Origin of the sequence: Moorella mulderi DSM 14980, assembly GCF_001594015.1 — a bacterium.
GTDB lineage: Bacteria > Bacillota > DSM-521 > Neomoorellales > Neomoorellaceae > Neomoorella > Neomoorella mulderi.
Map to the genome: position 1 here is coordinate 62349 of NZ_LTBC01000004.1, position 26080 is coordinate 88428.

Consider the following 26080-nt stretch of genomic DNA (forward strand, 5'->3'; position numbering starts at 1 on the left):
ATGAGCAGGACCTACTACATTTTTTCTTCCGGACGCTTCCGGCGAATGGATAATACCCTGGCTTTGGAGTTAGAAACAGAACGACGCGTAGTCCCGGTGGAAGATATTGATCATATTTACTGTTTTTCCGAGTTGGATCTGAACACCAGGCTTTTAGACTTCCTGGCACAAAAACAGATTTGCCTCCATTTCTTCAACTACTACGGGCACTATTCCGGCAGTTTTATTCCCCGGGAATCCCAGCTCTCCGGTTTTCTATTGGTAAGGCAGGTGGAGCATTACCTGGACCAGGCTAAGAGACTGGAACTGGCCCGGATCTTTGTCGAGGGGGCGCTGCACAACATACGCCGCAACCTGGAAAAAAGGGAGTATGATGATATTTGCCGCAAACTGGATGAGATCAGGGAGGGGATAGGTAAGACTGCTTCCATTGAAGAACTCATGAGCCTGGAGGCCCATGCTCGTAAAGCCTACTATGACACCTGGGAAGAAATCACGGGCTGGGAGTTTGGCAGCCGCAGCAAACGACCTCCTGCTAATGCTTTAAATGCCCTGATTTCCTTTGGCAACGCGATGATGTATACGGTAGTTTTAAAGGAGATCTACCGCACCGCCTTAAATCCGACCATTAGCTACCTACATGAGCCATCAGAGCGAAGATATTCCCTGGCCCTTGATGTTGCGGAGATATTTAAGCCGGTTTTCGTCGACAGACTAATATTCCGTTTGATCAACCTCAACATTCTAAAGGAAACCCACTTCGATACCAATGTCAATTTCGTCTACCTTACCGAAGGGGGGAGGAAGGTATTTGTTAAAGAATTTGAAGAAACTCTGGAAAAGACGATTTTGCACCGGAAGCTAAAAAGGAATATTCGCTACAAAAGTCTTGTACGGTTGGACTTATATAAGCTTATAAAGCACCTCCTTGGTGAAGAAAAATATTCCCCCATGAAGGTGTGGTGGTAAATATAAGGGTAATCCTGATCTATGATATTAATACTGAAGACAACGACGGCAAACGGCGCCTGGTAAAGATCATGAAGACCAGCCGTAAATATTTATCTCATGTGCAAAAATCAGTTTTTGAAGGAGATATTACCGAAGGGCAAATATCCCTGCTTAAGAGGGAAATAATGGCCATAGTTAACATGAAAAAAGATTTTGTCATCATTTATAGCCTCAGGGATGGGGTAAAGCTAAACCGTGATATCTTGACTGACACCCCCGACCCTACAGATAATTTCCTTTAGTGTAAGTACAAACTGGCGGTTTGACGCAAAGGCTTTTAAAAAACTGCTAAAAGCCCTGGCAGGACAAGTATTTCATCTGCGGTGACCATCTACCATAGAGGAATTTGAACTTTCTCCCAGCCGTAGGTAGCTTGCAGGGTGTCAAGTGACCATCTACCATAGAGGAATTTGAACGGCTATGGCCCTCATAGACGCAGCAGAACGCTTCTGGTGACCATCTACCATAGAGGAATTTGAACCTTATTAGCCGCATCAGTTTTATCGTGGTGAGCCCAGTGACCATCTACCATAGAGGAATTTGAACCATTTCCGGCGTTACTTTAAAACGCTTTGCGTCCCGGTGACCATCTACCATAGAGGAATTTGAACTAGGTAGGATAAAGGATGATCCTCTACCCTGCCGAGTGACCATCTACCATAGAGGAATTTGAACTAATCAAGCAGCCATTCTCTAAGGTATTCACCAAAGGGTGACCATCTACCATAGAGGAATTTGAACGCATAGAAGAGTTGATGGAATGGCATGAAGATGGCGGTGACCATCTACCATAGAGGAATTTGAACAAGAAACCGTGAAGGAGCAATAAGGATGAAATTGACGTGACCATCTACCATAGAGGAATTTGAACATTGCAAGTACTGTTCAACAAGGGCCTGGGCCGCAGGTGACCATCTACCATAGAGGAATTTGAACCCCGTTCCTGAAACCGCTTAACTGCATGCGGAGTAAGTGACCATCTACCATAGAGGAATTTGAACAGGGTTATTGATCAGGGCCAAACTGGCCAACACTAGTGACCATCTACCATAGAGGAATTTGAACAATCTTTCAAAGGTGTAATGAGCACGGTTTCGGGCGTGACCATCTACCATAGAGGAATTTGAACGAACTTGCGGCAGTATATAGCCGAAGCTCAAAATGAGTGACCATCTACCATAGAGGAATTTGAACGGTGACAGAGGAAAACCGGGAGGCCTTTGAAATTTGCGTGACCATCTACCATAGAGGAATTTGAACCAATCGCGAGCATGGTGGTGCGAGCACAGCTGAGGGGTGACCATCTACCATAGAGGAATTTGAACTGATTACAGAAGATGAATTGCCAGAAGGTGTAAAAAGTGACCATCTACCATAGAGGAATTTGAACTACTTTGCTAATGGTAAACAACAGGGCCGGATGGACGTGACCATCTACCATAGAGGAATTTGAACGCGATGTAGAATTCCCGGACTTAATACCGGTGCAGGGTGACCATCTACCATAGAGGAATTTGAACCACGGTGGAGAAAGGCATCCACACCATGCAGCTGGGTGACCATCTACCATAGAGGAATTTGAACTAGCTTTCCTATACGCATTTATGAAGGTAGGGACAGTGACCATCTACCATAGAGGAATTTGAACCAATTGATGAATTTAATTACGGCTTAAAAGATGGGTGTGACCATCTACCATAGAGGAATTTGAACATATAACCATCACGGGCCAGCATGGCCGGGACCTGGGGTGACCATCTACCATAGAGGAATTTGAACTTGGCAGTTCCCTGGCCTTCTCAATTCGGGCAGTAAGTGACCATCTACCATAGAGGAATTTGAACTCTCGTTAGCAAACTGGGTAGCATTATAGGGGTCATGTGACCATCTACCATAGAGGAATTTGAACTACCTTCAGAGTACCTTCCAAGTACCTCCGAAGTAGTGACCATCTACCATAGAGGAATTTGAACGCACCCGGATAAGTTCTATAATCCCCCACCGCCTGGTGACCATCTACCATAGAGGAATTTGAACTAGGCTTCGAAAGCCCCTTCCCTGTACCGTATGCTAGTGACCATCTACCATAGAGGAATTTGAACATGTAGCACCGGAAGAATTATTAAAGCGTATCCACAAGTGACCATCTACCATAGAGGAATTTGAACTGTTCTGGCCGCTTTGATTATCGGGAGGTCCGGGGGTGACCATCTACCATAGAGGAATTTGAACCGGACAAGCCGCAGGAATTCACTTCTCGGTACGGCAGTGACCATCTACCATAGAGGAATTTGAACAAAAATATATCTTCTATAGCCACTCCAAAGTATTTTGGTGACCATCTACCATAGAGGAATTTGAACCCCGAACAGACAGCCTAAATCGAATTTCTGAAAAGGTGACCATCTACCATAGAGGAATTTGAACTTTCTTCCTTTCTCCTTTCCGCCCGCATTCCGACTCGTGACCATCTACCATAGAGGAATTTGAACGCGCTTTAGCGTATGTCAAGGACGTCTTGGCAAGGGTGACCATCTACCATAGAGGAATTTGAACGGAACTGTTTAAACTCCCGGATATCGTTCCGCTGTCGTGACCATCTACCATAGAGGAATTTGAACTCGATCATATCGGTGACCTCAACGAAATGGTCGGCTGTGACCATCTACCATAGAGGAATTTGAACTTGACGGAAGCGATGTTCAAGTCGTTTTCACCGAAAGGTGACCATCTACCATAGAGGAATTTGAACAGGGCTTATCGCTATTATGGCACAATGGGGTATGACGGTGACCATCTACCATAGAGGAATTTGAACGATGTAACACCGGGAGAGTACTTTATTCCCCGACAAGTGACCATCTACCATAGAGGAATTTGAACTCCTCCTTCTCATGCTGTTCAAACAGCCATGAGGTGGTGACCATCTACCATAGAGGAATTTGAACATCGTTATCGCCGCAGATCACTAATAACACGATTAGTGACCATCTACCATAGAGGAATTTGAACCGTCCGGGTTATAAAGTGGTCGATTACGTTGTGGAGTGACCATCTACCATAGAGGAATTTGAACGGTGATAATGCTGTAACCGTTGCAAGCGGGGGCATCGTGACCATCTACCATAGAGGAATTTGAACAAGTGCTTTTTCCTTGGATTTATGGAAAAGGCGCTGGTGACCATCTACCATAGAGGAATTTGAACCCGCATCCCGTCCCCAGGTAGTATCCGGAGGGATAAGTGACCATCTACCATAGAGGAATTTGAACGTAGAATTAATTCTCGCCAAGGGCCGTAGCCACCAGTGACCATCTACCATAGAGGAATTTGAACCAGCACAACAAAATAGCTATTTATCTTCCCGACCAGTGACCATCTACCATAGAGGAATTTGAACTATAAAGGGGGGAACAGCTTGGTTAGTATCAAATGGTGACCATCTACCATAGAGGAATTTGAACAACTGAAGAAGCAATACGGCAACGGATGCTTGATAGGTGACCATCTACCATAGAGGAATTTGAACTTGAACGGATTTATTCTTCGTTCGCCGTTCTTGAACGTGACCATCTACCATAGAGGAATTTGAACAAGATGTGACTGACATCAAGGCTAAGGCCGAGAAAAGTGACCATCTACCATAGAGGAATTTGAACTGGTCAAGAAGAAGCGGTCTTTCTATATCACAACAGTGACCATCTACCATAGAGGAATTTGAACGTATTTTGTCACCCAAAAACAAGGTGGCGATTTACAGTGACCATCTACCATAGAGGAATTTGAACCCCAGCTTTTACAAGGTACGCGAGAGAGTTTTCTCAGTGACCATCTACCATAGAGGAATTTGAACGGATATTGCTGCTAGGTGGAATACTCTTGCTCCTGGTGACCATCTACCATAGAGGAATTTGAACCAAGATACGACTGATCTAGAAATACTCAGTCGCGAGTGACCATCTACCATAGAGGAATTTGAACTTGAGCTATAGGGGAGGGGGTGAGGGAGATAATCAAAGTGACCATCTACCATAGAGGAATTTGAACTTTAATCACCTTATTGATTAGCATGTGTTGCAATACGTGACCATCTACCATAGAGGAATTTGAACTAGGGGGCCTTTTTATTTTGCCTTTTTATGGTAAAAGTGACCATCTACCATAGAGGAATTTGAACAGTGGAGTTGTTCATAATTGCCTTCAGGCGTATTAGTGACCATCTACCATAGAGGAATTTGAACCTTGTTAAAGAGTTTGACATTGCCCCGATAATATTAGTGACCATCTACCATAGAGGAATTTGAACATTACTATACTAAATAGCGAATAAATGCACCCTGCCGGTGACCATCTACCATAGAGGAATTTGAACACATATCAACGAATCATCTATCCCTGCCATAACTTGTGACCATCTACCATAGAGGAATTTGAACTCTACTCCACCAGCTTCACAGCTATTTGGGCGGCCCGTGACCATCTACCATAGAGGAATTTGAACACCCTCAAGAGGAGCGATTATTGGCTGACCCCGCTTGTGACCATCTACCATAGAGGAATTTGAACCAATCAAATTATTAAAAAGAATAACCATCGAAAATGGTGACCATCTACCATAGAGGAATTTGAACGAAATAGCCGCCGCGATAGTCAAGTATTTCAGAAGGTGACCATCTACCATAGAGGAATTTGAACGGCAATTGACAACGGGGCAAGCCTTGAGGATGTGATGTGACCATCTACCATAGAGGAATTTGAACTTAACCTTGCCCCATGGCCTAATTCCGATGAATATAGTGACCATCTACCATAGAGGAATTTGAACAGCGGTAGCGGCAAAACCTACACTGCGCTAAAACTGTGACCATCTACCATAGAGGAATTTGAACATAGACTTAGTGGAGGCATATCTGAACTATGAACGTGTGACCATCTACCATAGAGGAATTTGAACAATCATGATGAAAGTCGCAAAAACGTTTCCCGAGGAGTGACCATCTACCATAGAGGAATTTGAACTATGCAGGCCCACAACCTGGGCAGAGAAAGGTTCTACGTGACCATCTACCATAGAGGAATTTGAACTTGGGTGCAAGGAACATTCGCTAAATCTGTATCCTCGTGACCATCTACCATAGAGGAATTTGAACTACCCTATCCCTCCGATGCGGGGCGCCGACGGCGCGTGACCATCTACCATAGAGGAATTTGAACCGTACATTGCGACTTATTGCCGAACAACGAGAGTGGTGACCATCTACCATAGAGGAATTTGAACAAGGAACAGCGATACGTTAATTTCGCGATGGGCCTGTGACCATCTACCATAGAGGAATTTGAACCCAGAAGCGTGGCAAAGAATACTGAAGCAGGCGGGGGTGACCATCTACCATAGAGGAATTTGAACGAATATAAAGTTCAATATTTAAATGAAGAATGGCCGGTGACCATCTACCATAGAGGAATTTGAACTTCGAGGGCGCAGGTCCCTTTTACGAAGCAATCGGGTGACCATCTACCATAGAGGAATTTGAACGGCCCGGGACTGGAAAGGTGCAGGTTGGCAGATTTCGTGACCATCTACCATAGAGGAATTTGAACTCCTTAAATCCTCAAATAATCTATCCCAGGGGAACAGTGACCATCTACCATAGAGGAATTTGAACTTCAATCGCGATAATACCTATAAAGCCTGGGAGTAGTGACCATCTACCATAGAGGAATTTGAACGGCGGAAAAGAGGAAAGAACAGAAAAAAGTAAGGAAAGTGACCATCTACCATAGAGGAATTTGAACGCGTTTTAGGTCGGCATAAATAGTGGCCCCGGATTGTGACCATCTACCATAGAGGAATTTGAACAAGGGGTTCCGAAGGTTATAGTAGCGGCCATTAACAGTGACCATCTACCATAGAGGAATTTGAACAAGATGGTTGTTGGCGGCAAACTAAATAAGGGCGGGTGACCATCTACCATAGAGGAATTTGAACACCTGGATCCTGGTGAAGCGCGGAACATCCTGCAGGTGACCATCTACCATAGAGGAATTTGAACGTAATAATATCGGCACTATAAAGTTTTATGACGGGGTGACCATCTACCATAGAGGAATTTGAACTTTAAGGAGGGGAGAATATGGCTTATTTTGTTGAATGTGACCATCTACCATAGAGGAATTTGAACAATATATACCAGCATAGACGATATGCTGAAGCAGTGTGACCATCTACCATAGAGGAATTTGAACATTATCAAACTGGATGCATCTACGACTGTTTCTCGGGTGACCATCTACCATAGAGGAATTTGAACCGAGGCCTGGGAGGTAAAAATCAACAAGCGCGGCGGGTGACCATCTACCATAGAGGAATTTGAACTCATAATATCCGGCTGAAATAGCCCACTCGTAAAAGGTGACCATCTACCATAGAGGAATTTGAACACACCTATACCTCTCTGCGGCAGGCGGTATGCTGGGTGACCATCTACCATAGAGGAATTTGAACTAGTAGGATCTAAGTGGTCGTAATCCACTTTAAGAGTGACCATCTACCATAGAGGAATTTGAACGGGTTAACAAAAGTTATTGTTATAGGTACGGCGGCAGGTGACCATCTACCATAGAGGAATTTGAACCTAGTGCTAACACAGCCAACAGGATAGTGCTTAGAGGTGACCATCTACCATAGAGGAATTTGAACAGTTATTGCTCTTGAGGTAAGCGAAAAAGATAAAAAGTGACCATCTACCATAGAGGAATTTGAACGGTGCTGGCGGGAGACGGTGCGGGCGAAGTGGCGGGGTGACCATCTACCATAGAGGAATTTGAACCAGGAGTGGCAAGTTTGTCTTGAGTTTTTTAACTATGTGACCATCTACCATAGAGGAATTTGAACCGTCAACTAGCTTGCGGTTAAGCAGTAAAAGATGTTGTGACCATCTACCATAGAGGAATTTGAACCTTGTCTCCGCCCTCTTTCTGGGCCTTCAATAATCGTGACCATCTACCATAGAGGAATTTGAACAGACGTAGGGGTTGGATTTAACTATATCCAGGCTTTGTGACCATCTACCATAGAGGAATTTGAACTCCGGACGCGGCCCTGACACGGGAGGAAATGGCAAGGTGACCATCTACCATAGAGGAATTTGAACATTTCCCTAGCAGAAGTCCCGGCGGCCCTGGGGGAGTGACCATCTACCATAGAGGAATTTGAACTACTGCAATAAAAATGATACATGCTGGTATATTTGGGTGACCATCTACCATAGAGGAATTTGAACTGATTAAACTATGCTTCGACCCAGGCCACGGCCTGCGTGACCATCTACCATAGAGGAATTTGAACGACGATAGCGCAAAACAGCATTGCCGGTATTAAGACGTGACCATCTACCATAGAGGAATTTGAACTCAACTATTGCAGTTGGTAGCGGTACTTATCCTATGGTGACCATCTACCATAGAGGAATTTGAACTGCGCTCTACAGAAGCGGATTAATTTTTCTTCGTCAGTGACCATCTACCATAGAGGAATTTGAACTTAGAAATCGTTGACGCAATCTTTGAGCCCGGTGAGGGTGACCATCTACCATAGAGGAATTTGAACGGAGGTGTAGCAATGCACCGCCTTTACTGCATAACAGTGACCATCTACCATAGAGGAATTTGAACGAAGGAGGCAAATGGCTCGTTTGCTTCGGTCGCTTGGTGACCATCTACCATAGAGGAATTTGAACCCGGTAACCCGGTAAACATGATGCCCCTGCCGTCCAGTGACCATCTACCATAGAGGAATTTGAACTCGTTTCTTCTTTGGTCAGGTCGGCAACCTTCGCAAGTGACCATCTACCATAGAGGAATTTGAACGAAATTGCTTAACTTACCTGAAACCTGTCCTACTTGTGACCATCTACCATAGAGGAATTTGAACAGATTCTAAAGAAGATAATCGCACAACAGCAAAAAAGTGACCATCTACCATAGAGGAATTTGAACCCATTTGGTTTTCTTTATCTTCTAATTCATAGACAAGTGACCATCTACCATAGAGGAATTTGAACCCGCCCCAGGTATGCTCAAAGGTTTCAATGTAGCAGGTGACCATCTACCATAGAGGAATTTGAACTTTGAGCGTCGGCCAGGGCTTCCATAGCGTCCTGAAGTGACCATCTACCATAGAGGAATTTGAACGGGCCATATTCCTCACCTCAGCTCGGCGCACATAAGTGACCATCTACCATAGAGGAATTTGAACACAGTTTAAAGCAATGGGTAAGGATATCCTCAATCGTGACCATCTACCATAGAGGAATTTGAACGGGGGTTTCATCGGGCATATACCGGGCAATTTCCTTGCGTGACCATCTACCATAGAGGAATTTGAACCGTGTGGTGCAAATGTGGTACAAGCTACCGAACTAAGGTGACCATCTACCATAGAGGAATTTGAACCCGCCAGGATGCCGGCGGGGAACACCAGGACGGATGGTGACCATCTACCATAGAGGAATTTGAACAAAAGAAGCAATAGAAAACTACTGCAAAATGATGGGGTGACCATCTACCATAGAGGAATTTGAACTCAAAATATGACATTTTTACTTGATAGGCTTTCAGTGACCATCTACCATAGAGGAATTTGAACAGTTGCAAGTAGAGCATCCTGGTGAACCGAAGCTGGGGTGACCATCTACCATAGAGGAATTTGAACGGGTTAAGCTCCTGGCTGGGCTCCAGGCCGTTGAGGGTGACCATCTACCATAGAGGAATTTGAACTGCAACATATTCGCCTACAGTAATAATCCCGTTCACGTGACCATCTACCATAGAGGAATTTGAACACTTCGAAGCTAAAGACTTTATGCTCTTTTCTTGGGTGACCATCTACCATAGAGGAATTTGAACTATTTTTGTAGATGATAGTCTGTCACCCGAAGAACAGTGACCATCTACCATAGAGGAATTTGAACTGAGCCACCGGGGGTCGGCTCCCTGGAAGCTATAGAGTGACCATCTACCATAGAGGAATTTGAACAGCTTAAGCGTCTTAATTTAGTGCCGGAGGTGTAAGTGACCATCTACCATAGAGGAATTTGAACTAAGTTGGACGTAAATTCTATGTACCCCGCCGTGATGTGACCATCTACCATAGAGGAATTTGAACAACCGAAGAAGCAATTCGGCAGCGGATGCTTGATAGGTGACCATCTACCATAGAGGAATTTGAACATAAGATTTTGCGGTTAGATGCAAATGCTAAATTAGTGACCATCTACCATAGAGGAATTTGAACACTTGCAGCGGCTGGATTTTCAGGCCGGGGACCCAGTGACCATCTACCATAGAGGAATTTGAACGACCACCGAACCCAGGGGAATAACTCGCGGGTCTAGTGACCATCTACCATAGAGGAATTTGAACTGCCTAATTCGGTGTCGGTTTCGGTGTTATAGCCGTGTGACCATCTACCATAGAGGAATTTGAACCCGCGGGTTCCCTCTGGTTCGCCAGCGAAAACGAACGTGACCATCTACCATAGAGGAATTTGAACAAAGACGAAAGACATCCCCAACCGCACCCAGGCCAGTGACCATCTACCATAGAGGAATTTGAACGGCGTTAAGGAATGTGGTAAAGCGGGTTACTGTTTAGTGACCATCTACCATAGAGGAATTTGAACTAACCTTGAGTTGACCCAGCCATGTTGGATACGTTAGTGACCATCTACCATAGAGGAATTTGAACGGTAAATACGGTTCTCCGGGTGCAGCTGGCGATAGGTGACCATCTACCATAGAGGAATTTGAACTGCGGATGCGACCAGTACGAATGGGAGCCGCCGAGGGTGACCATCTACCATAGAGGAATTTGAACTATAATAGCTTACACCGTTTATTTGGCAGTAATAAGTGACCATTTACCATAGAGGAATTTGAACCGCCACCGGGGGCGCGGACGCCCTGGCCCCCGGGGGTGACCATCTACCATAGAGGAATTTGAACAGTGCGCGAAGAACTGCGGCCGACGGTGCGGGCCTTGTGACCATCTACCATAGAGGAATTTGAACTCGATTAAAGATTTCCCCACAATGCTTGCATCCCCGTGACCATCTACCATAGAGGAATTTGAACTGACAACCGGCAAGACAAATCCCCTCCCTAAAATAAGTGACCATCTACCATAGAGGAATTTGAACCAGATTATCCCCAGGCTTAACGGTATAGGCTTGAGGGTGACCATCTACCATAGAGGAATTTGAACAAAGCAGCGGGGTCCTTGAGAGCAGATAAAATCTGAGTGACCATCTACCATAGAGGAATTTGAACCGGGCCTCCGCAACCGGGTGGCCTTGCAACTTATGTGTGACCATCTACCATAGAGGAATTTGAACAAATCCGCATTGGCAATATAGAGTTGGAAGGTATCAGTGACCATCTACCATAGAGGAATTTGAACTCATCTTAGTATCCGTGCCCAGTTTGCCGCAAACGGGTGACCATCTACCATAGAGGAATTTGAACAATTAGGCGTAGCAGTAGAATTGATTTGGAAAGCCGTGACCATCTACCATAGAGGAATTTGAACGAGAGAACCCGTAGTGAGGACCTCTTTATTGGTAAGCGTAAAATAGCCCCCACCTATCACCGAGGTGGGGGCTAAAACAAGCTTAATTATTCATCCGGCAGACAGGAGGCAGAGTTTCCGACCACGGCAGGAGTTGATCCAGGGCGTTTTTATCCTTGAGGTCCAAGTTGGGAAGTTTTTCAAAGAGGTAAATGAGATAGTGAAAGGGATTTAACCCGTTTTCCTTGGCCGTTTCTATGATGCTGTAGGTAATGGCGCTGGCTTTAGCACCCCGCGGGGTGTTGGCAAACAACCAGTTCTTGCGGCCAATGACGAAGGGCTTGATGGAGCGCTCGCTGCGGTTGTTGTCGAGTTCCAGACGCCCGTCTTGCAAGAAGGCTACGAGCTTATCCCACTGGCCCAGGCAATAGTAAACCGCCTGCCCAAAAGTGCTTTTGGGCAGTACCCGGGATTTCTGGGTTTTTAGCCACGCCAAAAAGGCGTCCAGCACGGGCCGGCTGCGCTCCTGGCGGATTTGATATCGTTCTTCCGGGGTTTTGTCTTTAAGCTCGCGCTCTATGGCAAAAAGCCTGTTGCAGAACTCCAGCCCCTCCCGGGCAGCCACTGCTTTGTTTCTTTTATCTTGCGGCAGGGCTTTTAAAGCTTCGTCAAACTTGCGCCGGGCGTGAGCCCAGCAGCCCACCAGGGTGACCTCTGAAAGTCCATTGTAGCCGTCATAGCCGTCAACATGCAAATAGCCCTTAAAACCTTCCAGGAACCGGCGGGGGTGTTTGCCGGCCCGGGTGGTCTGGTAGTCGTAGAGGATAATCGGAGGACCGTCCCGCCCGGTACGGTAAAGCCAGAGAAATGATTTGGTGGTAGGCTCCCTTCCCGGTTCATGAAGTACCTGCAACGTAGTCTCATCGGCATGGAGAATGTCTCTTTTAAGGAGGTGTTCATGGAGACGGTCGTAAATAAGGGTTAAGTAGGTGTTAGCTCCATGGAGCACCCAGTTGGCCATGGTCTGCCGGGAAAGGTCTATCCCCAAACCTTTAAACTGCTGCTCCTGGCGGTAGAGGGGTAACCCTGCCCCGTATTTCTGGGTCATGATATAGGCCAGGAGGGAGGGAGATAGGGGGCTGCCGGGAAGTACAGGCGCCGGCATAGGTGCCGTGACAACGGGAGTACTTATCTCTTCCCTCTCGCAGCGGCGGCAGGAATAGACGTAGCGCACATGCTTAACCACTTTCACCTGGGCAGGGATTACTTTGAGTTCCTGCCGTATTTCAGTGCTCATTTCATGTAAAGGACCGCCGCAGCACGGGCAGACCCGTTCTTCTTCCGGCAGGCGGTGCTCTACTACTTCTACCGGCAGGTCTTCCAGGTTCATCTCCCGGCGGGTACGCCCTTTGCGGCGCTGGTAGGTGATGGTTTCCAAATCGGGTTCAGGCGCCTCCGGCCGGGCTTCCACTTCCGCCTCATTAAAAAGCAAGAGCTGCTCTTCTTCTAAAGGCCTGGTCCGTTCGCTGGAAACACCGAATTGCCGTTTCTTGCTTAAACGAAACTGCTCCATAAACCAATTCAGTTTAGCAGTCAGCTCGGCATTCTGTTGTTCCAGCCATCTACACTGCTCTTCCAGCTGTAGACAGCGGCTTTGCAGCTCTTCTATATTCATGGCAGCGATAGATTGCGAAGTAGTGTTCATGAATAAAAGATTCGACGAAACCCGTCGAATCCCTCTAGAATCAACCACAAAGTGAAAATATTTCTTTCTGGCGATTCCTATTACACGATGGTGCGCGCTTTTACCTCGGGATGGGCCTGAGGTTGTTTTAAGGGGAGGCCGTCGAGTAGCCAGCGCAGCTCCCGGCGGCTTATGGTGATGGTTGCCGAAGTGCTTCTTTCCGGCCATAGGAATTTGCCCTTCTCCAGGCGGCGGTAATAAAGCCAGAAACCGTTATGCTCCCAGTGGAGGATCTTTAGTTTATCGTGCTTGCGGTTACAGAAAACGAAAAGGTAAGAAGAGAAGGGGTCCAGCTCGAACCCTTCCTTGACCAGCACCGCCAGGCCGTCAATGGACTTGCGTAGGTCAGTGGCGCCGCAGGCGAGATAAACCCGGTCGATGCCTGTTTCGTTTAGCATAAAGCCACCAGCGCCTTAACCACCTGAGAAAGCAGGGCGGGATCAAAGCCGGGCTTTACTTCGATGCTGACCAGTCCTATTTTCACCAGTAAAGTATGGTCCTCTTCTATAAATGACTGGTTGCTTATTTCTACCGGTAACCACCGGTTTGAGTTTCCCGGGGAAACCACATCCTGGTTTTTATACTTCCGTAGCCAGTACCATAATTGTTTGGGGTTAACGTCCTCATGGGAGGAGCACCATTCTTTAACGCTTTGCCCACTCTTCTTGTATTCGGCTATCCGGGTTTCCCATAGTGCTTGCCGTTCAGCTTTGGTCATAAGAAAAAACCCTCCTCAGCATGTTTTCTGAGAAGGATTATCCCCTAAACCTGGGTATGATGCCAAGGTGGGTTGTATTTGACGCTTACTTACGCTTACGGTTGCAGAAAACAAAAAGACAGGAAGTGAAAGGGTCTAATTCAAACCCTTCCTTGACCAGCACCGCCAGGCCGTCAATGGACTTGCGCAGGTCAGTGGCGCCGCAGGCGAGATAAACCCGGTCGATGCTAACTTCGTTTAGCATAAAGCTACCAGCACCTTAACCACCTGAGAAAGCAGGGTGGGATCAAAGCCGGGTTTTACTTCGATGCAGGTCTTGCCTATCCTGACCAACAAGGAGTTGCCGTGAACACCAGAAGATGGCTCCCTTATTTCTACCGGCAGCCACCGGTTTGGTTTCCCGGGGAAACTACGTCCTGGTTCTTATACTTCCGTAGCCAGTACCATAATTGTTTGGGGTTAACGTCTTCATGGGTAGCGCACCATTCTCTGACGCTTTGCCCGCTCTTCTTGTATTCGGCTATCCGGGTTTGCCATAGTGCTTACCGTTCGGCTTTGGTCATAACAAAAAATCCTCCTCAGCTTGTGTTCTGAAGAGGATTATCCCCTATACTTGCGATTGGTGCCAAGGTGGGCTGTATTTGACGCTTACGACAATAATACCAGAGCGAACATCGAGCAGGTCGTGGGCCAGATAGCTGAGTTTCGCTTCCTTACCAGGACCTTTGCGGAAGAGCCGGGCCTCCGGGTCGGTGGTGGAACGATGGGTGGCGTTGCTGAACTTCTCCCCATGAAAATCAGGGTCGCCTGCTTTCCTCCCGGAAAGATCCCGGGAAGGTTTAACGTCTTGTAAAGCCTGGCCTTCTGGCTTGTTATCACTTTGCCCCTGGCCCCTTACCGGGGGTTCACCGCCACTTGGGGGTTCGCTTTTGTCCTCTGATTTTGTGATAGTTTCCAGCTCTTTCTCATCTTGTTTTTTGAGATCTTCAAGGTATTTGTCTATCGGTTGGGGGTGAACGCTTCCAGGTTTTTTATCGCTGCCCGAGCTTTAACAATAGTGCCATCGGCGGCCAACACGTCGCCTTTCACCAAGCCAATACATTGCTGCACAATTTCGCGCATGATCTCAACGAATAAACCGTGTTTACGCCAGAGCTTTCTGGCCTTGACCAGGGTGGTTCATCAGGTAGAGGACTGTTGAAGTCCAGGCCGCAGAACCATAGATAGCCGGCATGCAGAGGTAATTTTGTGAACAGGCGGTTCTCGGAAATACCCAGCAGGTATGACAGGGTAATGAGGCGAAAAGCCATTTCCGGGTCTATCGATGGCCGCCCGGTATGGGAGTACAAATGGGCTACCCTGGCACGGATGAGCGAAAAATCAACTGCTGCATCAATACGGCGGAGGTAGTAATCATCTGGGATCAGGCTTTCAATATCGATAACCTGGATAGCTATTTGCCGCCGCAGGTTTTCCTTGCTTCCTAACAACGAAATCCTCTCCTGGAAATTAGATGTCATTACTGTTAAGGATTCGTTGTTGGTTGCCTAATACCTGCCATTTAGATCGAGTTTTTCACAACGCTTCTAGGGGGAAGGGGAAGGTAACCCTGGCGTGGTGGTAATACCTTCTGCACTTTTTGAATGCCAAACTATGCATTTTTCACTTGCCAAAACCACGCTAGTGGCTAAAAATATTTATGATCCTTCCTGGCTGAGTTAGTTGGTAAGCATATGGCGCGAGTCAAGGAGCTCACGGGCCTGCTCTTCGGGCAGTAATTTTAACTCCCTGACAATATCAATAATGCTTTTGCCACTGGCCAAGGCTTGCTTGGCTACCCTGGTTGCCGCCTGGTAACCTATATAAGGTACTAATGGCGTCACCAGGCTCAAAGCACTATTAACATAGTTTTCGCAGCGCTCTAGCCTAAACTTCATCCCTTTAACAGCTTTCAAAGCCAGGGAATTAATAGCTTCGCTAAGCATACCCAGGCTTTCAAAAAGGGCAAAGGCCAGAACCGGCTGCATAACGTTAAGCTCCAGCTGTCCGGCTGCCGCTGCCAGGTTTATAGTCAGGTCATTACCGAAAACCTTGAAACAGACCTGGTTGACAACTTCGGGGATGATGGGATTAACTTTTCCTGCCATAATGCTTGAACCGGCAGCCAGAGGTGGCAATTCTATTTCGGCCAGTCCGGCCATGGGGCCAGAAGCAAGCAGTCGCAGGTCATTAGCTATTTTTGTTAAAGTGATTGCCCCGGCCCGCAAAAGACCGGCAACCTCCACCATGACATCCAAATTCTGGGTGGCATCAATCAGGTTGGCAGCACGCCTCAACTGGGGAATGCCGCTGGCGGCCCGTAATTCTTCAATAACTATTTCACGATAGTGCGGGTGAGCGTTTAACCCGGTCCCAATAGCAGTACCACCCAGGTTAACTTCGGCCAGTAAATTAATAGCCATTTCACCACGCCGGGCATCGCGCTGGATAGCCTCAGCCCAGGCCTTCAACTCATCTCCGATTTTTAAAGGAACGGCATCCTGCAGGTGAGTTCGTCCTAATTTGATAGCGTCCTTATACTCTTCAGCTTTTTCCCTCAAGGTTCGGGCCAGCAGCAAATTGGCCTCAACATAACGCTGCAGGAGCCTGATGGCAGCAATCCTGATAGCCGTAGGTATTACATCATTGGTGGACTGGCCATAGTTAACATCATCAACAGGATTTATCTTGTCATATGTTCCAGGCTTATATCCAAGAATTTCAAGAGCTCGGTTAGCAATCACTTCGTTGGCATTCATGTTGATAGCCGTACCGGCGCCACCTTGAATAGCTTCGCCAATAAAATACTCATGCCATTTACCATTGATAATTTCATCGGCCGCCCGGGCGATGGCCAGGGCCTTGCTGTGCTCGAGGGTCCCCGCCTTCATATTGGCCAGAGCAGCAGCCTTTTTGACTATTGCCAGGGCTTTAATTAGTTCGGGATGCAGCTTGTAACCGCTAACGGTAAAATTCTCTTTAGCCCGCAGGCTGTGAATGCCATAATAGGCATTGTTCATAATGGTCTTTTGCCCCAGAGAATCCTCTTCAACCCGGGAAAAGCTGATCTTTTCTGCCAGCATAAGCGCCCTCCTCCCTTGGGAATAAATTTATAAAATGCTCCAATCCAGGAAAACCAAGAAAAATCTCTTTAGCTTTATTATAAGTATATTGTGTCCTGTATACAATATACTTGTTAATTTTTTTTAGTAGCAAAGGGAGTTTCCCCCTTCGCCACTTTTGTAATGTATGATCTTTATATTCCCCATAGCGTTTTTGTCGTCATATATCTGTCGTAATATCTAAAGAAGTCTAAAAAGCTTAGGGCTCCTTGCTATTTCGATTTTAGGCTACCCACTTGATGTAGCGAGAAGCCACAATTTTTAGTCCATGTGTTCGCATGAGGTAAATAGTGCTGCTCAAAGGCGAATCGAGTAGAATATTGGCTGGGAGGGATTGCCATGCAGCTGATATTCTACACCACCGTGTCGCCCGAAGAGTACTGCCGCCAGGGTAAAAATTTTCCTTTCCCAAAGCTCGATTACTGCCCTAATTGCCGGATAAAGGTGCCACCACAAAAACACGGTTTTTTTGACCGTAATGCTATTACCGCTGATTTCAGCGGCCGCATCTTAATCCGGCGTTACTACTGCCAATACTGCCACACTACCTTCTCCTACCTGCCTTCCTTTTGCCTGCCCCATTTCCAGTATTGGTTAGAGTAAAATTACTGTAGGATAATCAGCAGGAATAAAAGGGGTGGAAAACGAAATAAGACCTCACCGTCTGGCGAAAGACGGAGCCTTAAGCCAATAAGGCAAAACGACTCCAAGAGGTGAGGTCTTATGGAAGAATTAATTCAACATTTATGGGAGAAATTCCTGCTGGTTGGGGAAAGGGTATTGGGCGCATTAGAAGGTAAGATTACGTATCCAGAACTGGAGAAGCAAGTAAAAAACGCATTAAATTCATTAGGAAACGACATCATGAAAATGGTAATAGAAAGCCAGGATGAATATTTGGTAGAACACCGGGAAGCGCGTCCGGGGTGGGTTATAGAAAGGCGCAAAGAAGAAAAACGAGTAATAACGGTATTTGGAGAAATGAGCTACGAGCGCACCTACTTTTATAACAAAGGAAGCCAAAGCTATGCCCACCTGGCCGATACCTATGCGGGCTATAGACCCCATATGCGAATAGAAGAACCGGCCAAAGCCATATTAACAGAAATAGCGGCCGAACAATCCTATCAATGTAGCGGCAAAGGAGCACAGGAATATGGCTGGGGAGAAAAGGTTAGCGGCCAAACAGTAAAGAATGCAGTAGACAAGCTTAAAATCCCGAAATGGGGGGAAGTAGGAAGCAGCGAAGACAAAAGAAGAGTAAGGTATTTATATATTGAAGCCGACGAAGACCATGTTGCCCGGCAGGATAAAAAAGGGCGAATGGCGATACCCCTGATTTATGTCCACGAAGGAGCAAAAGAAGTCTGTAAAGGCAGAAGACAGCTTAAGGAGGCCCGTTACTTCAGTGGGCCATATAAAACTATAGAAGACATGTGGTTTGACACGCTGGATTATATAGAAAACCGCTACGACCTGGAATATGTAGAGCGGATCTATATAAACGGGGACGGAGCGAGCTGGATCCGCAGTGGCATAGAAATAATACCCAAATCCGTATTTATCCTTGACCAATTTCATCTAAGCAAATACATAATGGCGGCGGTAGGCCCCTACGCCAAAATGCAGGCAGCCATCTGGAAACATATAGGAGAGGGGCAGCTGGAAGGCGTGCTAGGTGTTCTCAGGGAAGCAGAGAAGGCCCATCCCGAACGCCGGAAAGCGATAAGCAGGGCCAAGCGATATATAGAAAACCAGTGGGACGGGATAGAAGCCCAAAAACGCTACAAGGAAGAATTATTGGGATGTAGCGCCGAGGGGCATATCAGCCATATACTATCGGCCCGGCTGAGTAGCCGACCCGGGGCATGGAGCAAAGCGGGAGCCGAACAGATGGCGGGGCTACGGGCGGCCAAAGCCAATGGAGTAAACATTCAGGAAATGTATCTAGCCCAGCAACCGCAAGTGGTAAAGGCCCTGGAGCTAGACACAGATAAATTGCAGCAAGCCAGGAAAAAAATGAGCCACAATGTAGCGGAGATGCTCCATAATATGCCCATATTAAACGGACCACAAAGCCCACTGACCAGAGCACTGCGAGCCTTAATAGATGCCGCCTAAGATACCTAATTGCGATTTTTGAATTACTACTAAGGCGAGGTCTCGAACCAAACGGTGGAACTTATTTCGGTAAAAATCCTACAGTGGCTTGACACTATCGAGTGATCGCGAACAGTTGATGAAATGTGGATAATGTGGTATCCTTGCCTTGCATTGTGGCCTCCTTATATTAGAGGTTGGGGCAAGGACTACCCTTAATCTCTAGTATAAGGAGTTTTTTCTTGCAATGACAGGTTATTTTAGGAATTTGGCCGTTTTTAGGGCGCTATTGCCCTTGACAAGTTAATATTTTCTTTATGCAACGCTAGTGATTATTAATGCACTGTTAACCGCACTTTCAGAACGGGATTATATAACTGAAGGGCATGCCAGGCGCATGCAGAAGTTGTGCCAGGAATTGGGAGAAAAGGTTGGACTTTCAGCGCAATAGCTTGCCAACCTATCCCTGCTGGCTCAGGTCCACGACCTGGGGAAAGTGGGAATACCGGACAGGACATAGCACAATCATTGAAGCCGGCCGTATTTCTGGTAGGGTAACCAAAGCATAATGATAATTAAACTTGACATCCCCATCATCGCCCCGGTGGCAAGAGCTGCCGGCGCGCCCCAGAGGTGGGCGATGCTGCCGCTAAACAGGCTACCAATGGGTGTCACGCCGCCGAAGACCAGGGAGTATACGCTCATCACCCGGCCGCGTAAATTATCCGGTACATTAAGCTGTAAGGTCGTGTTCACAGAAGCGGTAAAAGTAATCATTGACCAGCCGGTGAAGGCCAGGAGCAAAAGCGCCAGGAGATAAGAGCGCGTGGCAGCCAGGAGGAGCTGGAAGAAACAAAGACCGGCAGCCCCACCTAGCAGCAACTGGCGCCGCGGTCCAACTTTACTTAAGAATGCCAGCATTACGGCTCCACCAAAGGCGCCGATGCCTGAAGCAGACATGAGCAGGCCGTAGCCTTCAGCCTGCTGTCGCAAAGTATTCCGGGCCAGGACCGGGATCAGGACATTAAAGTTCATAGTCAAAATGCTGAGGGAGGCCATGAGGGTGATAGCCTGCAGGATAACGGGTGTCTGGCGGATGTAGTTTAACCCCTCGCTAATCTTTTCCAAGATACGTGTTTCAGCCTGCTGGGGCCAGCTTTCCTCAGGTACCCGGATCAGCAGCAGGCCTCCAATAACAGCCACAAAGCTGGCTGCATTGAGCAGGAAGCTTGCTGCCATCCCCAGCCGGCCAATGACCAGGCCGGCCAGGGCCGGGCCGATAATCCGGGCGGCGTTAAAGATGGAAGAATTAAGGGCAATGGCATTCATCAAATCTTTCTTGCCCACCATTTCTACAACGAAGGACTGGCGGGCAGGCATGTCAAAGGTGTTAACTATACCTAGCAATCCTGCCAGGATCAATACCTGCCAGTAACGCACCACCCCTGTTAAAGTTAAAATACCCAGGATGAAGGCCAGGAGCATCAGGCTGCTCTGGGTTATGATTAAAAGACGTCTTTTAGGCACCCTGTCGGCCACCACGCCGGCTACCAGGGCGAGGACCAGCAAAGGTGTAAACTGGATGGCGCTAACCAGTCCCAGCAGAAAGGGTGAATTCGTTAACTGCAGTACCAGCCAGCCCTGGGCCATATTTTGCATCCAGGTGCCCATAAGGGAGATCAACTGCCCGCACCAGAAAAGCCGGAAATTACGATGCCTTAAGGCCGCCAGGGCCTGAAAGCAACCGGCTTTCTTCTCTGTTGCTACTTCTATTTCCATGTTCCGTATTGTTCCCACCTTTTAAATCCAAATATCTCCTGCCTGATTTTATGCGCGCTAGAAATATTTACCGGTTAACAGGCTTCATGAGGACCGCAGATGAGGGCACAGGTACCTGAGGTTAGTAAGGAGCAAACGCAGAAAAGCGTTTAATTGTCCTAAGTTTATACCATCCTGGTTTGCCAGGGCTTTTTCTAAAACTGAGGAACGGTATTTTAATATTCCGGCCAGGAATTCTTCGCCTGCCGGGGTCAGGGCCAGGTATACCAGGCGCCGGTCATTATTGTCCCGCCAGCGCCGGACCAGTTTTTCCTCCACCAGGCCATCAACAAGGCCCGTGAGGGTTGCCGGGGCCAGGAAGAGCCGCCGCTGGAGTTCCCCCATAGTTATGGGTTTATCCGCCGCCAGGCTGCTTAAAACCCAGAAGCGGGGTATGGTCAAACCCCGGCCGCTCAAATATGTGCGGGTATAATGGTTCATCAGGTAATTGATCTGGCGCAACAGTAATTCCAGTTCCCGGGTTTCTTCCGCCAATCCAGCCAATACCTTCGCCTCCCGTATATTTTGGGATACGAAAAATAATCATACTATCGATTAGCACCGTTGTCAACTTCTATTTATCCTGCGCTCATAAAAAACTACCCCGGAGTAGCAAGGGTGCATACCTGCGGTCACCTTTATTTTCTCTTAACATGGGGGTGTTACAATTGCACCCACGCCGGTTAAAGGCGGGGGTTTTTGCTGGCGGTATCCAAAAAGCCAGATGCCAAAAAAATGGACAATAATGTATAATAAAATGAATGGTTAATAAGAATTTTATAAGACCTGGCAGGAAAATTAAAATTCGTGGCGAATAAAACTACATATGAACTATCACAAATGGATATTAGCAACAAAGTGAATAACCGTGCTATCACGGGGACATGAAAAAGAGGAGCGGGCATAGAATTCATTGAAGCCCATTTATTTTGCCAGGTATTGTGAAGCAATTCACCATCAGGAGGTTCAGGCCCGGTGAAACTCAGGGAAGTTCAGGCTATCCTCGAGGCTGAGGTCTTTACCGGGGCCGATAAACTAGACCTGGAAGTAGAGGCCGGCTTTGGTTCCGACCTGATGAGCGACGTTCTGGCCTTTGCCTGTAGCCGGGTACTCCTGCTGACCGGTCTGACCAATGCCCATGTCATCCATACGGCAACCATGATTGACGCGGCAGCCATCGTCTTTGTCCGGGGCAAGAGGCCGGACAAAAACCTTATCAACGCCGCCGCTAATCTGGGGTTGCCTCTCCTGGGCACCAGGTTGTTGATGTATGACAGCTGCGGCCGCCTCTTCCAGGCAGGGCTGAAAGGCTGTTCCAGGGAGGCGGGTGACGACCAGGCCGCCACCTCTAGCTGGGAAAGCAAGCAAAAGCAGGAGGGAAAAGAAGCTGGTACGCTACCGCATGGCGCCATGCCGGCGGGAAGGGAGAGGTCAGTAGGGGTGCTGCGAGGAAGGGTTTCACCAGGTAGGAGTTACTGGAGATACAGGAAAACCTGCCTGGAGCGGCCGGAGTGGTTGCCTTGAAGGATAATACACCAGCCCTGGAACTGGCCTTTCCCGTCCGTGCCCGCGATTTCCTGGCCGGTGGGGACGGGGCAGCCCGCATCCGCCAGGTCCTGCAGCAGGTGGGTTTCCAGCCGGCCATTATCCGGCGGGTGGCCATTGCCGCCTACGAGGCGGAGATGAATATAGTTATCCACTCTTTTGGCGGCGAACTCAAGGCCTGTATTACTCCCGAAGCAATTACCATTACAGCCCTTGATACCGGTCCGGGGATACCCGATATTGACCTGGCCATGCAGGAAGGTTATTCCACCGCTTCCCGGGAAATCCAGGAAATGGGTTTCGGCGCCGGCATGGGGCTACCCAATATCCGCCGATGTGCCGATGAACTGGAAATTACCTCTACTATGGGCGAGGGAACGAGGGTAAAGATAGTAATCTATAATCGCTGAAGGCGGTGGCGTGATGGAGTACTTCCATTCCGTACGCCTGGACGAGGATAAATGTAAAGGCTGCACCAATTGCATAAAACGCTGCCCCACGGAAGCCATCCGGGTGCGGGAGGGCAAGGCCCGTATCATCCAGGAACGCTGCATCGACTGCGGCGAGTGCATCCGTATCTGTCCCAACCACGCCAAGATTGCCGTGGGTGATAGCCTGGAAACCCTGAGTCTTTACCGCTACCGTATCGCCCTTCCGGCGCCGGCCTTTGTTTCCCAGTTTGCCGGCCAGGCTGATTTGGAGCGTATCCTTGGTTCCCTCATAGCCCTGGGATTTGATGCTGTTTTTGAAGTGGCCCTGGCGGCGGAGATGGTGGCCCGGGCGACCCGGCGCTACCTGGATAATTACCATGGCAAAAGGCCGCTGATCTCCCCGGCCTGCCCGGCGGTGGTGGGACTCATCCAGGTACGTTTCCCGTCCCTGGTAGAGCAACTGCTGCCCCTGGCCACCCCCATGGATGTGGCTGCCCGCCTGGCCAGGGAGGAGGGGGCAAAAGCGACCGGTTTACCTAGGGAAGCCATCGGTACCTTCTTTATTTCTCCCTGCCCGGCCAAGATTACGGCTGCCCGCCAGCCCCCGGGAGGGCTGGCGGGTCCCGATGGGGTCATCCCCCTGGCGGCCATTTACGGTGATATCCTTAAATGTTTGGCCACCGCCCCGGTTTACCCTTCCCGGGCCGGTGCTGGCGGTTATGGCTGGGGCCACAGCGGCGGCGAGAATGCCAGCATTGGCGGCCGGCGCTTGCTGGAGGTGGATGGTATCCACCATGTTATTGAAGTTTTAACCCGGATCGAGGCGGGCGATTTCCAGGATATCGATTATATTGAAGCCCAGGCCTGCCCCGCCGGCTGTGTCGGCGGCGCCCTGATGGTCCGTAACCCCTACCTGGCCCGCCTGGAGCTGAGGCAACTAGCCTGCGGCCTGCCCGCAGGGCCCAGGGCACTGCCGGACGCTGGCGACAGCCTGGTTGCGGCACCGTTCAGGCCGCGACCGGTTCTGCAGCTTGACGCCGACCTGGTCACAGCCCTGGAAAAAATGCGCCGCCTGGAAGCCACGCAGGCCCTGCTCCCGGGCCTGGACTGCGGTTCCTGCGGCTCACCCAGCTGCCGCGCCCTGGCCGAGGATATTGTCCGGGGAGAGGCCCAGGATACCGACTGCGTTTTCGTCCTGCGGGACAGGGTGCGGGTCCTGGCGGAAGAGGTGGTCGAACTGGCGCGGAAATTACCGCCGTCCATGGCCCAACCGGAAAGGAGGGGTGGTAATGAAACTGCGGGAAATAGTGGAGCGCTTGAATTTGCAGGTCCTGGCCGGAGAGAGGGGCCTGGACAGAGAAGTTGACAGCGGCTATTGTACCGACCTCATCAGCGATTTTATGGCTAATGGGACACCGGGATGCCTGTGGCTGACCCTGCAGGCCCACATGAATGTGGTGGCCGTGGCCCTCCTGACCGGGGCAGCAGGCGTGGTGCTTACCGGGGGTAGGGGGATACCACCGGAAGTCTGCCGCAAGGCAGAGGCCGAAGGCCTGCCATTGCTTTCTACACCATGCCGGACCTTTGAGGTAGCCGGTCGTTTATACCAGCTTCTTTTTTCGCCTTTTCACTCAGGCTAATAATCAAGTGTCACAGGGGACTCCAGCAGGAAAAGGCCATGACTATCTACTATGCTGACCTGCATATCCATACCGCCCTGTCGCCCTGCGCTGGGGAGGAGATGACACCACCGGCGATTGTGGCTGCGGCCCTTGCCGCCGGCCTGCAGGTCATCGCCGTGACCGATCACAACAGCGCCGGTAATGTGGCCGCCGTGCAAGAGGCTGCCCGGGGTACCGGGCTCATTGTCCTGGCCGGTATGGAAGTCCAGACCAGGGAAGACGTCCACCTGGTATGTCTCTTCGATACGTCGCGAGAAGCCCTGGCGTGGCAGGAGGAGGTTTACCGCCACCTTCCAGATGGGGAAAACCGGGAGGATTATTTCGGCCCCCAGCTTCTCCTGGATGCCGCGGGCCAAGAAACAGGCCGGGAGAAAAGGCTCCTCCTGGCCAGCACCGGCCTGGGGGTAGAGGAAGTGGCCGGGGAGGTAGCTAGGCGCGGCGGTTTGTGCCTGCCGGCCCATGTGGACAGGCCATCCTACAGCCTGCTGGCGAATTTAGGTATTGTTCCGCCGGGGATGCCGGTGGTAGCCATGGAACTGGGCCTGCTGAGCCCGGCGGCCGCTCGCAAGAAGTTCCCAACCGTGGCCAATTGGCCCCTGGTAGCCGCTTCCGATGCCCATTACTTGCATGACATCGGCCGCCGGGTCACCGGGTATGATCTAGAGGCGGTCAATGTCGCCGCCCTGGTCCGGGCCATGGAGCGGCAGCAATTCAAGGTGGTGGTGGATGAGAAGAATGATGTCAGATAAATAGCGCATCAGGTTCGACATTTTGATAGGAAGTTTGTTGCAGACTGAGCCCAGATTTATGATTTTAAGGAGGTTTTACCATGGAAGCCTGTCAATGTGAAGCCAAATGGGAGGAACTCGATAAGATCATTGCCGCCCACCGCGGCCGGCCTTCCGATTTGATCGAAGTTCTCCACCAGGCCCAGGACCTCATCGGCTACCTGCCCCGCCAGGTCCAGGTGGCCATAGCCGAAGGCCTGGGAGTGTCCCTGACGGAAGTCTACAGCGTCATTTCCTTCTACCACCATTTTACCGTCAAGCCCAAGGGTAAATACCAGGTATCCGTCTGCAAGGGGACGGCCTGCTACGTCAAGGGCTCCCCGGAGATCCTGGAGCGCCTGGAGAAGGAGCTGGGCATCAAAGCCGGGGACAGCACCGACGACGGCAAGTTTTCCCTGGAGGTTGTCCGGTGTCTCGGGGCCTGCGGCCTGGGTCCGGTTATGACTGTCAACAAGCGCGCCCACGGGCTTTTGAAGCCGGATACGGCGGTAGCCGTATTAAAGCAGTACCAGTAAAA

At 49.2% G+C, this 26080-nt stretch carries 19 protein-coding genes, 1 pseudogene and 1 CRISPR repeat array; of the genes and pseudogenes, 10 read left to right on the forward strand and 10 right to left on the reverse strand.

Going from position 1 to position 26080, the window contains the following annotated elements; genetic code table 11:
• Together cas1b and cas2 are read left to right on the forward strand one after the other, a co-directional pair.
• Positions 1–969, forward strand: coding sequence for a type I-B CRISPR-associated endonuclease Cas1b (gene cas1b / locus MOMUL_RS07380; protein WP_062283802.1), 969 nt, complete (start codon positions 1–3; stop codon positions 967–969).
• Complete coding sequence (gene cas2 / locus MOMUL_RS07385; RefSeq protein WP_236713034.1) at positions 963–1253, forward strand: CRISPR-associated endonuclease Cas2; 291 nt, start codon at positions 963–965, stop codon at positions 1251–1253. The genes cas1b and cas2 overlap by 7 nt, the downstream gene beginning before the upstream one ends.
• A gap of 81 nt (positions 1254–1334) precedes the next feature.
• Positions 1335–11597: a CRISPR direct-repeat array (repeat unit 29 nt; unit sequence GTGACCATCTACCATAGAGGAATTTGAAC).
• Between the two features lie 82 nt (positions 11598–11679).
• On the opposite strand, the gene tnpC is transcribed toward cas2, so the two are convergent.
• The 8 genes and pseudogenes from tnpC to MOMUL_RS07420 form a co-directional block, all read right to left on the reverse strand.
• Complete coding sequence (gene tnpC / locus MOMUL_RS07390) at positions 11680–13251, reverse strand: IS66 family transposase (protein WP_153018308.1); 1572 nt, start codon at positions 13249–13251, stop codon at positions 11680–11682.
• A gap of 110 nt (positions 13252–13361) precedes the next feature.
• Positions 13362–13718 (reverse strand): IS66 family insertion sequence element accessory protein TnpB, encoded by a 357-nt coding sequence (gene tnpB, locus MOMUL_RS07395; protein WP_062283522.1) that lies wholly within the window; start codon positions 13716–13718, stop codon positions 13362–13364.
• Complete coding sequence (gene tnpA, locus MOMUL_RS07400) at positions 13712–14038, reverse strand: IS66 family insertion sequence element accessory protein TnpA (RefSeq protein ID WP_062283525.1); 327 nt, start codon at positions 14036–14038, stop codon at positions 13712–13714. The genes tnpB (MOMUL_RS07395) and tnpA (MOMUL_RS07400) overlap by 7 nt, the downstream gene beginning before the upstream one ends.
• Before the next feature lie 85 nt (positions 14039–14123).
• On the reverse strand, positions 14124–14282 hold the full coding sequence (tnpB, locus tag MOMUL_RS07405; RefSeq protein WP_084785536.1) for an IS66 family insertion sequence element accessory protein TnpB: 159 nt from the start codon (positions 14280–14282) through the stop codon (positions 14124–14126).
• Between the two features lie 130 nt (positions 14283–14412).
• Complete coding sequence (tnpA, locus tag MOMUL_RS17855; RefSeq protein WP_407937685.1) at positions 14413–14562, reverse strand: IS66 family insertion sequence element accessory protein TnpA; 150 nt, start codon at positions 14560–14562, stop codon at positions 14413–14415.
• 128 nt (positions 14563–14690) lie between these two features.
• Positions 14691–14837: pseudogene (locus tag MOMUL_RS18000) on the reverse strand (IS5 family transposase); the annotation flags it as partial.
• A gap of 286 nt (positions 14838–15123) precedes the next feature.
• Complete coding sequence (locus MOMUL_RS15740) at positions 15124–15528, reverse strand: transposase (protein ID WP_161484980.1); 405 nt, start codon at positions 15526–15528, stop codon at positions 15124–15126.
• A 228-nt stretch (positions 15529–15756) separates the two neighbouring features.
• The gene (locus MOMUL_RS07420) at positions 15757–17160 is read right to left on the reverse strand and encodes an aspartate ammonia-lyase (RefSeq protein ID WP_062283531.1); all 1404 of its coding nucleotides are present in this window, start codon (positions 17158–17160) and stop codon (positions 15757–15759) included.
• Between the two features lie 378 nt (positions 17161–17538).
• Between MOMUL_RS07420 and MOMUL_RS07425 the strand changes: the two genes are divergently transcribed.
• Together MOMUL_RS07425 and MOMUL_RS07430 are read left to right on the forward strand one after the other, a co-directional pair.
• Positions 17539–17802: a DUF6431 domain-containing protein gene (locus tag MOMUL_RS07425; RefSeq protein ID WP_062283534.1), complete on the forward strand. Its 264-nt coding sequence runs from the start codon at positions 17539–17541 to the stop codon at positions 17800–17802.
• Between the two features lie 261 nt (positions 17803–18063).
• Positions 18064–19320 (forward strand): ISLre2 family transposase, encoded by a 1257-nt coding sequence (locus tag MOMUL_RS07430; RefSeq protein WP_428846033.1) that lies wholly within the window; start codon positions 18064–18066, stop codon positions 19318–19320.
• Between the two features lie 504 nt (positions 19321–19824).
• Here the strand turns inward: MOMUL_RS07430 and MOMUL_RS07435 are convergent.
• Positions 19825–21078, reverse strand: a complete 1254-nt coding sequence (locus tag MOMUL_RS07435; protein ID WP_062283538.1) for an MFS transporter — start codon at positions 21076–21078, stop codon at positions 19825–19827.
• A gap of 84 nt (positions 21079–21162) precedes the next feature.
• Positions 21163–21621 (reverse strand): MarR family winged helix-turn-helix transcriptional regulator, encoded by a 459-nt coding sequence (locus MOMUL_RS07440; protein ID WP_236713035.1) that lies wholly within the window; start codon positions 21619–21621, stop codon positions 21163–21165.
• Between the two features lie 471 nt (positions 21622–22092).
• Here MOMUL_RS07440 and MOMUL_RS17065 point away from each other — a divergent pair, with 471 nt between their 5' ends.
• The 6 genes from MOMUL_RS17065 (at position 22093) to MOMUL_RS07470 (ending at position 26078) form a co-directional block, all read left to right on the forward strand.
• The gene (locus tag MOMUL_RS17065) at positions 22093–22641 is read left to right on the forward strand and encodes a hypothetical protein (RefSeq protein WP_064774356.1); all 549 of its coding nucleotides are present in this window, start codon (positions 22093–22095) and stop codon (positions 22639–22641) included.
• The gene (locus tag MOMUL_RS07450; RefSeq protein ID WP_062283540.1) at positions 22638–23072 is read left to right on the forward strand and encodes an ATP-binding protein; all 435 of its coding nucleotides are present in this window, start codon (positions 22638–22640) and stop codon (positions 23070–23072) included. The genes MOMUL_RS17065 and MOMUL_RS07450 overlap by 4 nt, the downstream gene beginning before the upstream one ends.
• Positions 23073–23085: 13 nt before the next feature.
• A complete protein-coding gene (locus tag MOMUL_RS07455) occupies positions 23086–24459 on the forward strand; it encodes a [Fe-Fe] hydrogenase large subunit C-terminal domain-containing protein (protein ID WP_064774357.1) in 1374 nt (457 codons plus the stop codon).
• Positions 24383–24733 (forward strand): DRTGG domain-containing protein, encoded by a 351-nt coding sequence (locus MOMUL_RS07460; protein WP_062283541.1) that lies wholly within the window; start codon positions 24383–24385, stop codon positions 24731–24733. The genes MOMUL_RS07455 and MOMUL_RS07460 overlap by 77 nt, the downstream gene beginning before the upstream one ends.
• Before the next feature lie 38 nt (positions 24734–24771).
• Positions 24772–25524 carry a PHP domain-containing protein gene (locus MOMUL_RS07465; protein ID WP_062283544.1) on the forward strand — a complete coding sequence of 251 codons (753 nt, stop codon included), beginning with the start codon at positions 24772–24774 and terminating at the stop codon, positions 25522–25524.
• Between the two features lie 80 nt (positions 25525–25604).
• The gene (locus MOMUL_RS07470; protein ID WP_062283545.1) at positions 25605–26078 is read left to right on the forward strand and encodes an NADH-quinone oxidoreductase subunit NuoE family protein; all 474 of its coding nucleotides are present in this window, start codon (positions 25605–25607) and stop codon (positions 26076–26078) included.
• Positions 26079–26080 lie beyond the last annotated feature (2 nt).

Bases quoted from the DNA above. Each gene is read 5' to 3' on its own strand.
- MOMUL_RS07420 (WP_062283531.1), bottom strand. From the start codon at position 17,160: ATGCTGGCAGAAAAGATCAGCTTTTCCCGGGTTGAAGAGGATTCTCTG.
- tnpB (WP_062283522.1), bottom strand. From the start codon at position 13,718: ATGCTAAACGAAACAGGCATCGACCGGGTTTATCTCGCCTGCGGCGCC.
- MOMUL_RS07425 (WP_062283534.1), top strand. From the start codon at position 17,539: ATGCAGCTGATATTCTACACCACCGTGTCGCCCGAAGAGTACTGCCGC.
- MOMUL_RS07460 (WP_062283541.1), top strand. From the start codon at position 24,383: ATGAAACTGCGGGAAATAGTGGAGCGCTTGAATTTGCAGGTCCTGGCC.
- MOMUL_RS07435 (WP_062283538.1), bottom strand. From the start codon at position 21,078: ATGGAAATAGAAGTAGCAACAGAGAAGAAAGCCGGTTGCTTTCAGGCC.
- MOMUL_RS07430 (WP_428846033.1), top strand. From the start codon at position 18,064: ATGAAAATGGTAATAGAAAGCCAGGATGAATATTTGGTAGAACACCGG.
- tnpC (WP_153018308.1), bottom strand. From the start codon at position 13,251: ATGAATATAGAAGAGCTGCAAAGCCGCTGTCTACAGCTGGAAGAGCAG.
- tnpB (WP_084785536.1), bottom strand. From the start codon at position 14,282: ATGCTAAACGAAGTTAGCATCGACCGGGTTTATCTCGCCTGCGGCGCC.
- MOMUL_RS07455 (WP_064774357.1), top strand. From the start codon at position 23,086: ATGGAGTACTTCCATTCCGTACGCCTGGACGAGGATAAATGTAAAGGC.
- MOMUL_RS07465 (WP_062283544.1), top strand. From the start codon at position 24,772: ATGACTATCTACTATGCTGACCTGCATATCCATACCGCCCTGTCGCCC.
- cas1b (WP_062283802.1), top strand. From the start codon at position 1: ATGAGCAGGACCTACTACATTTTTTCTTCCGGACGCTTCCGGCGAATG.
- MOMUL_RS07470 (WP_062283545.1), top strand. From the start codon at position 25,605: ATGGAAGCCTGTCAATGTGAAGCCAAATGGGAGGAACTCGATAAGATC.
- tnpA (WP_062283525.1), bottom strand. From the start codon at position 14,038: ATGACCAAAGCTGAACGGCAAGCACTATGGGAAACCCGGATAGCCGAA.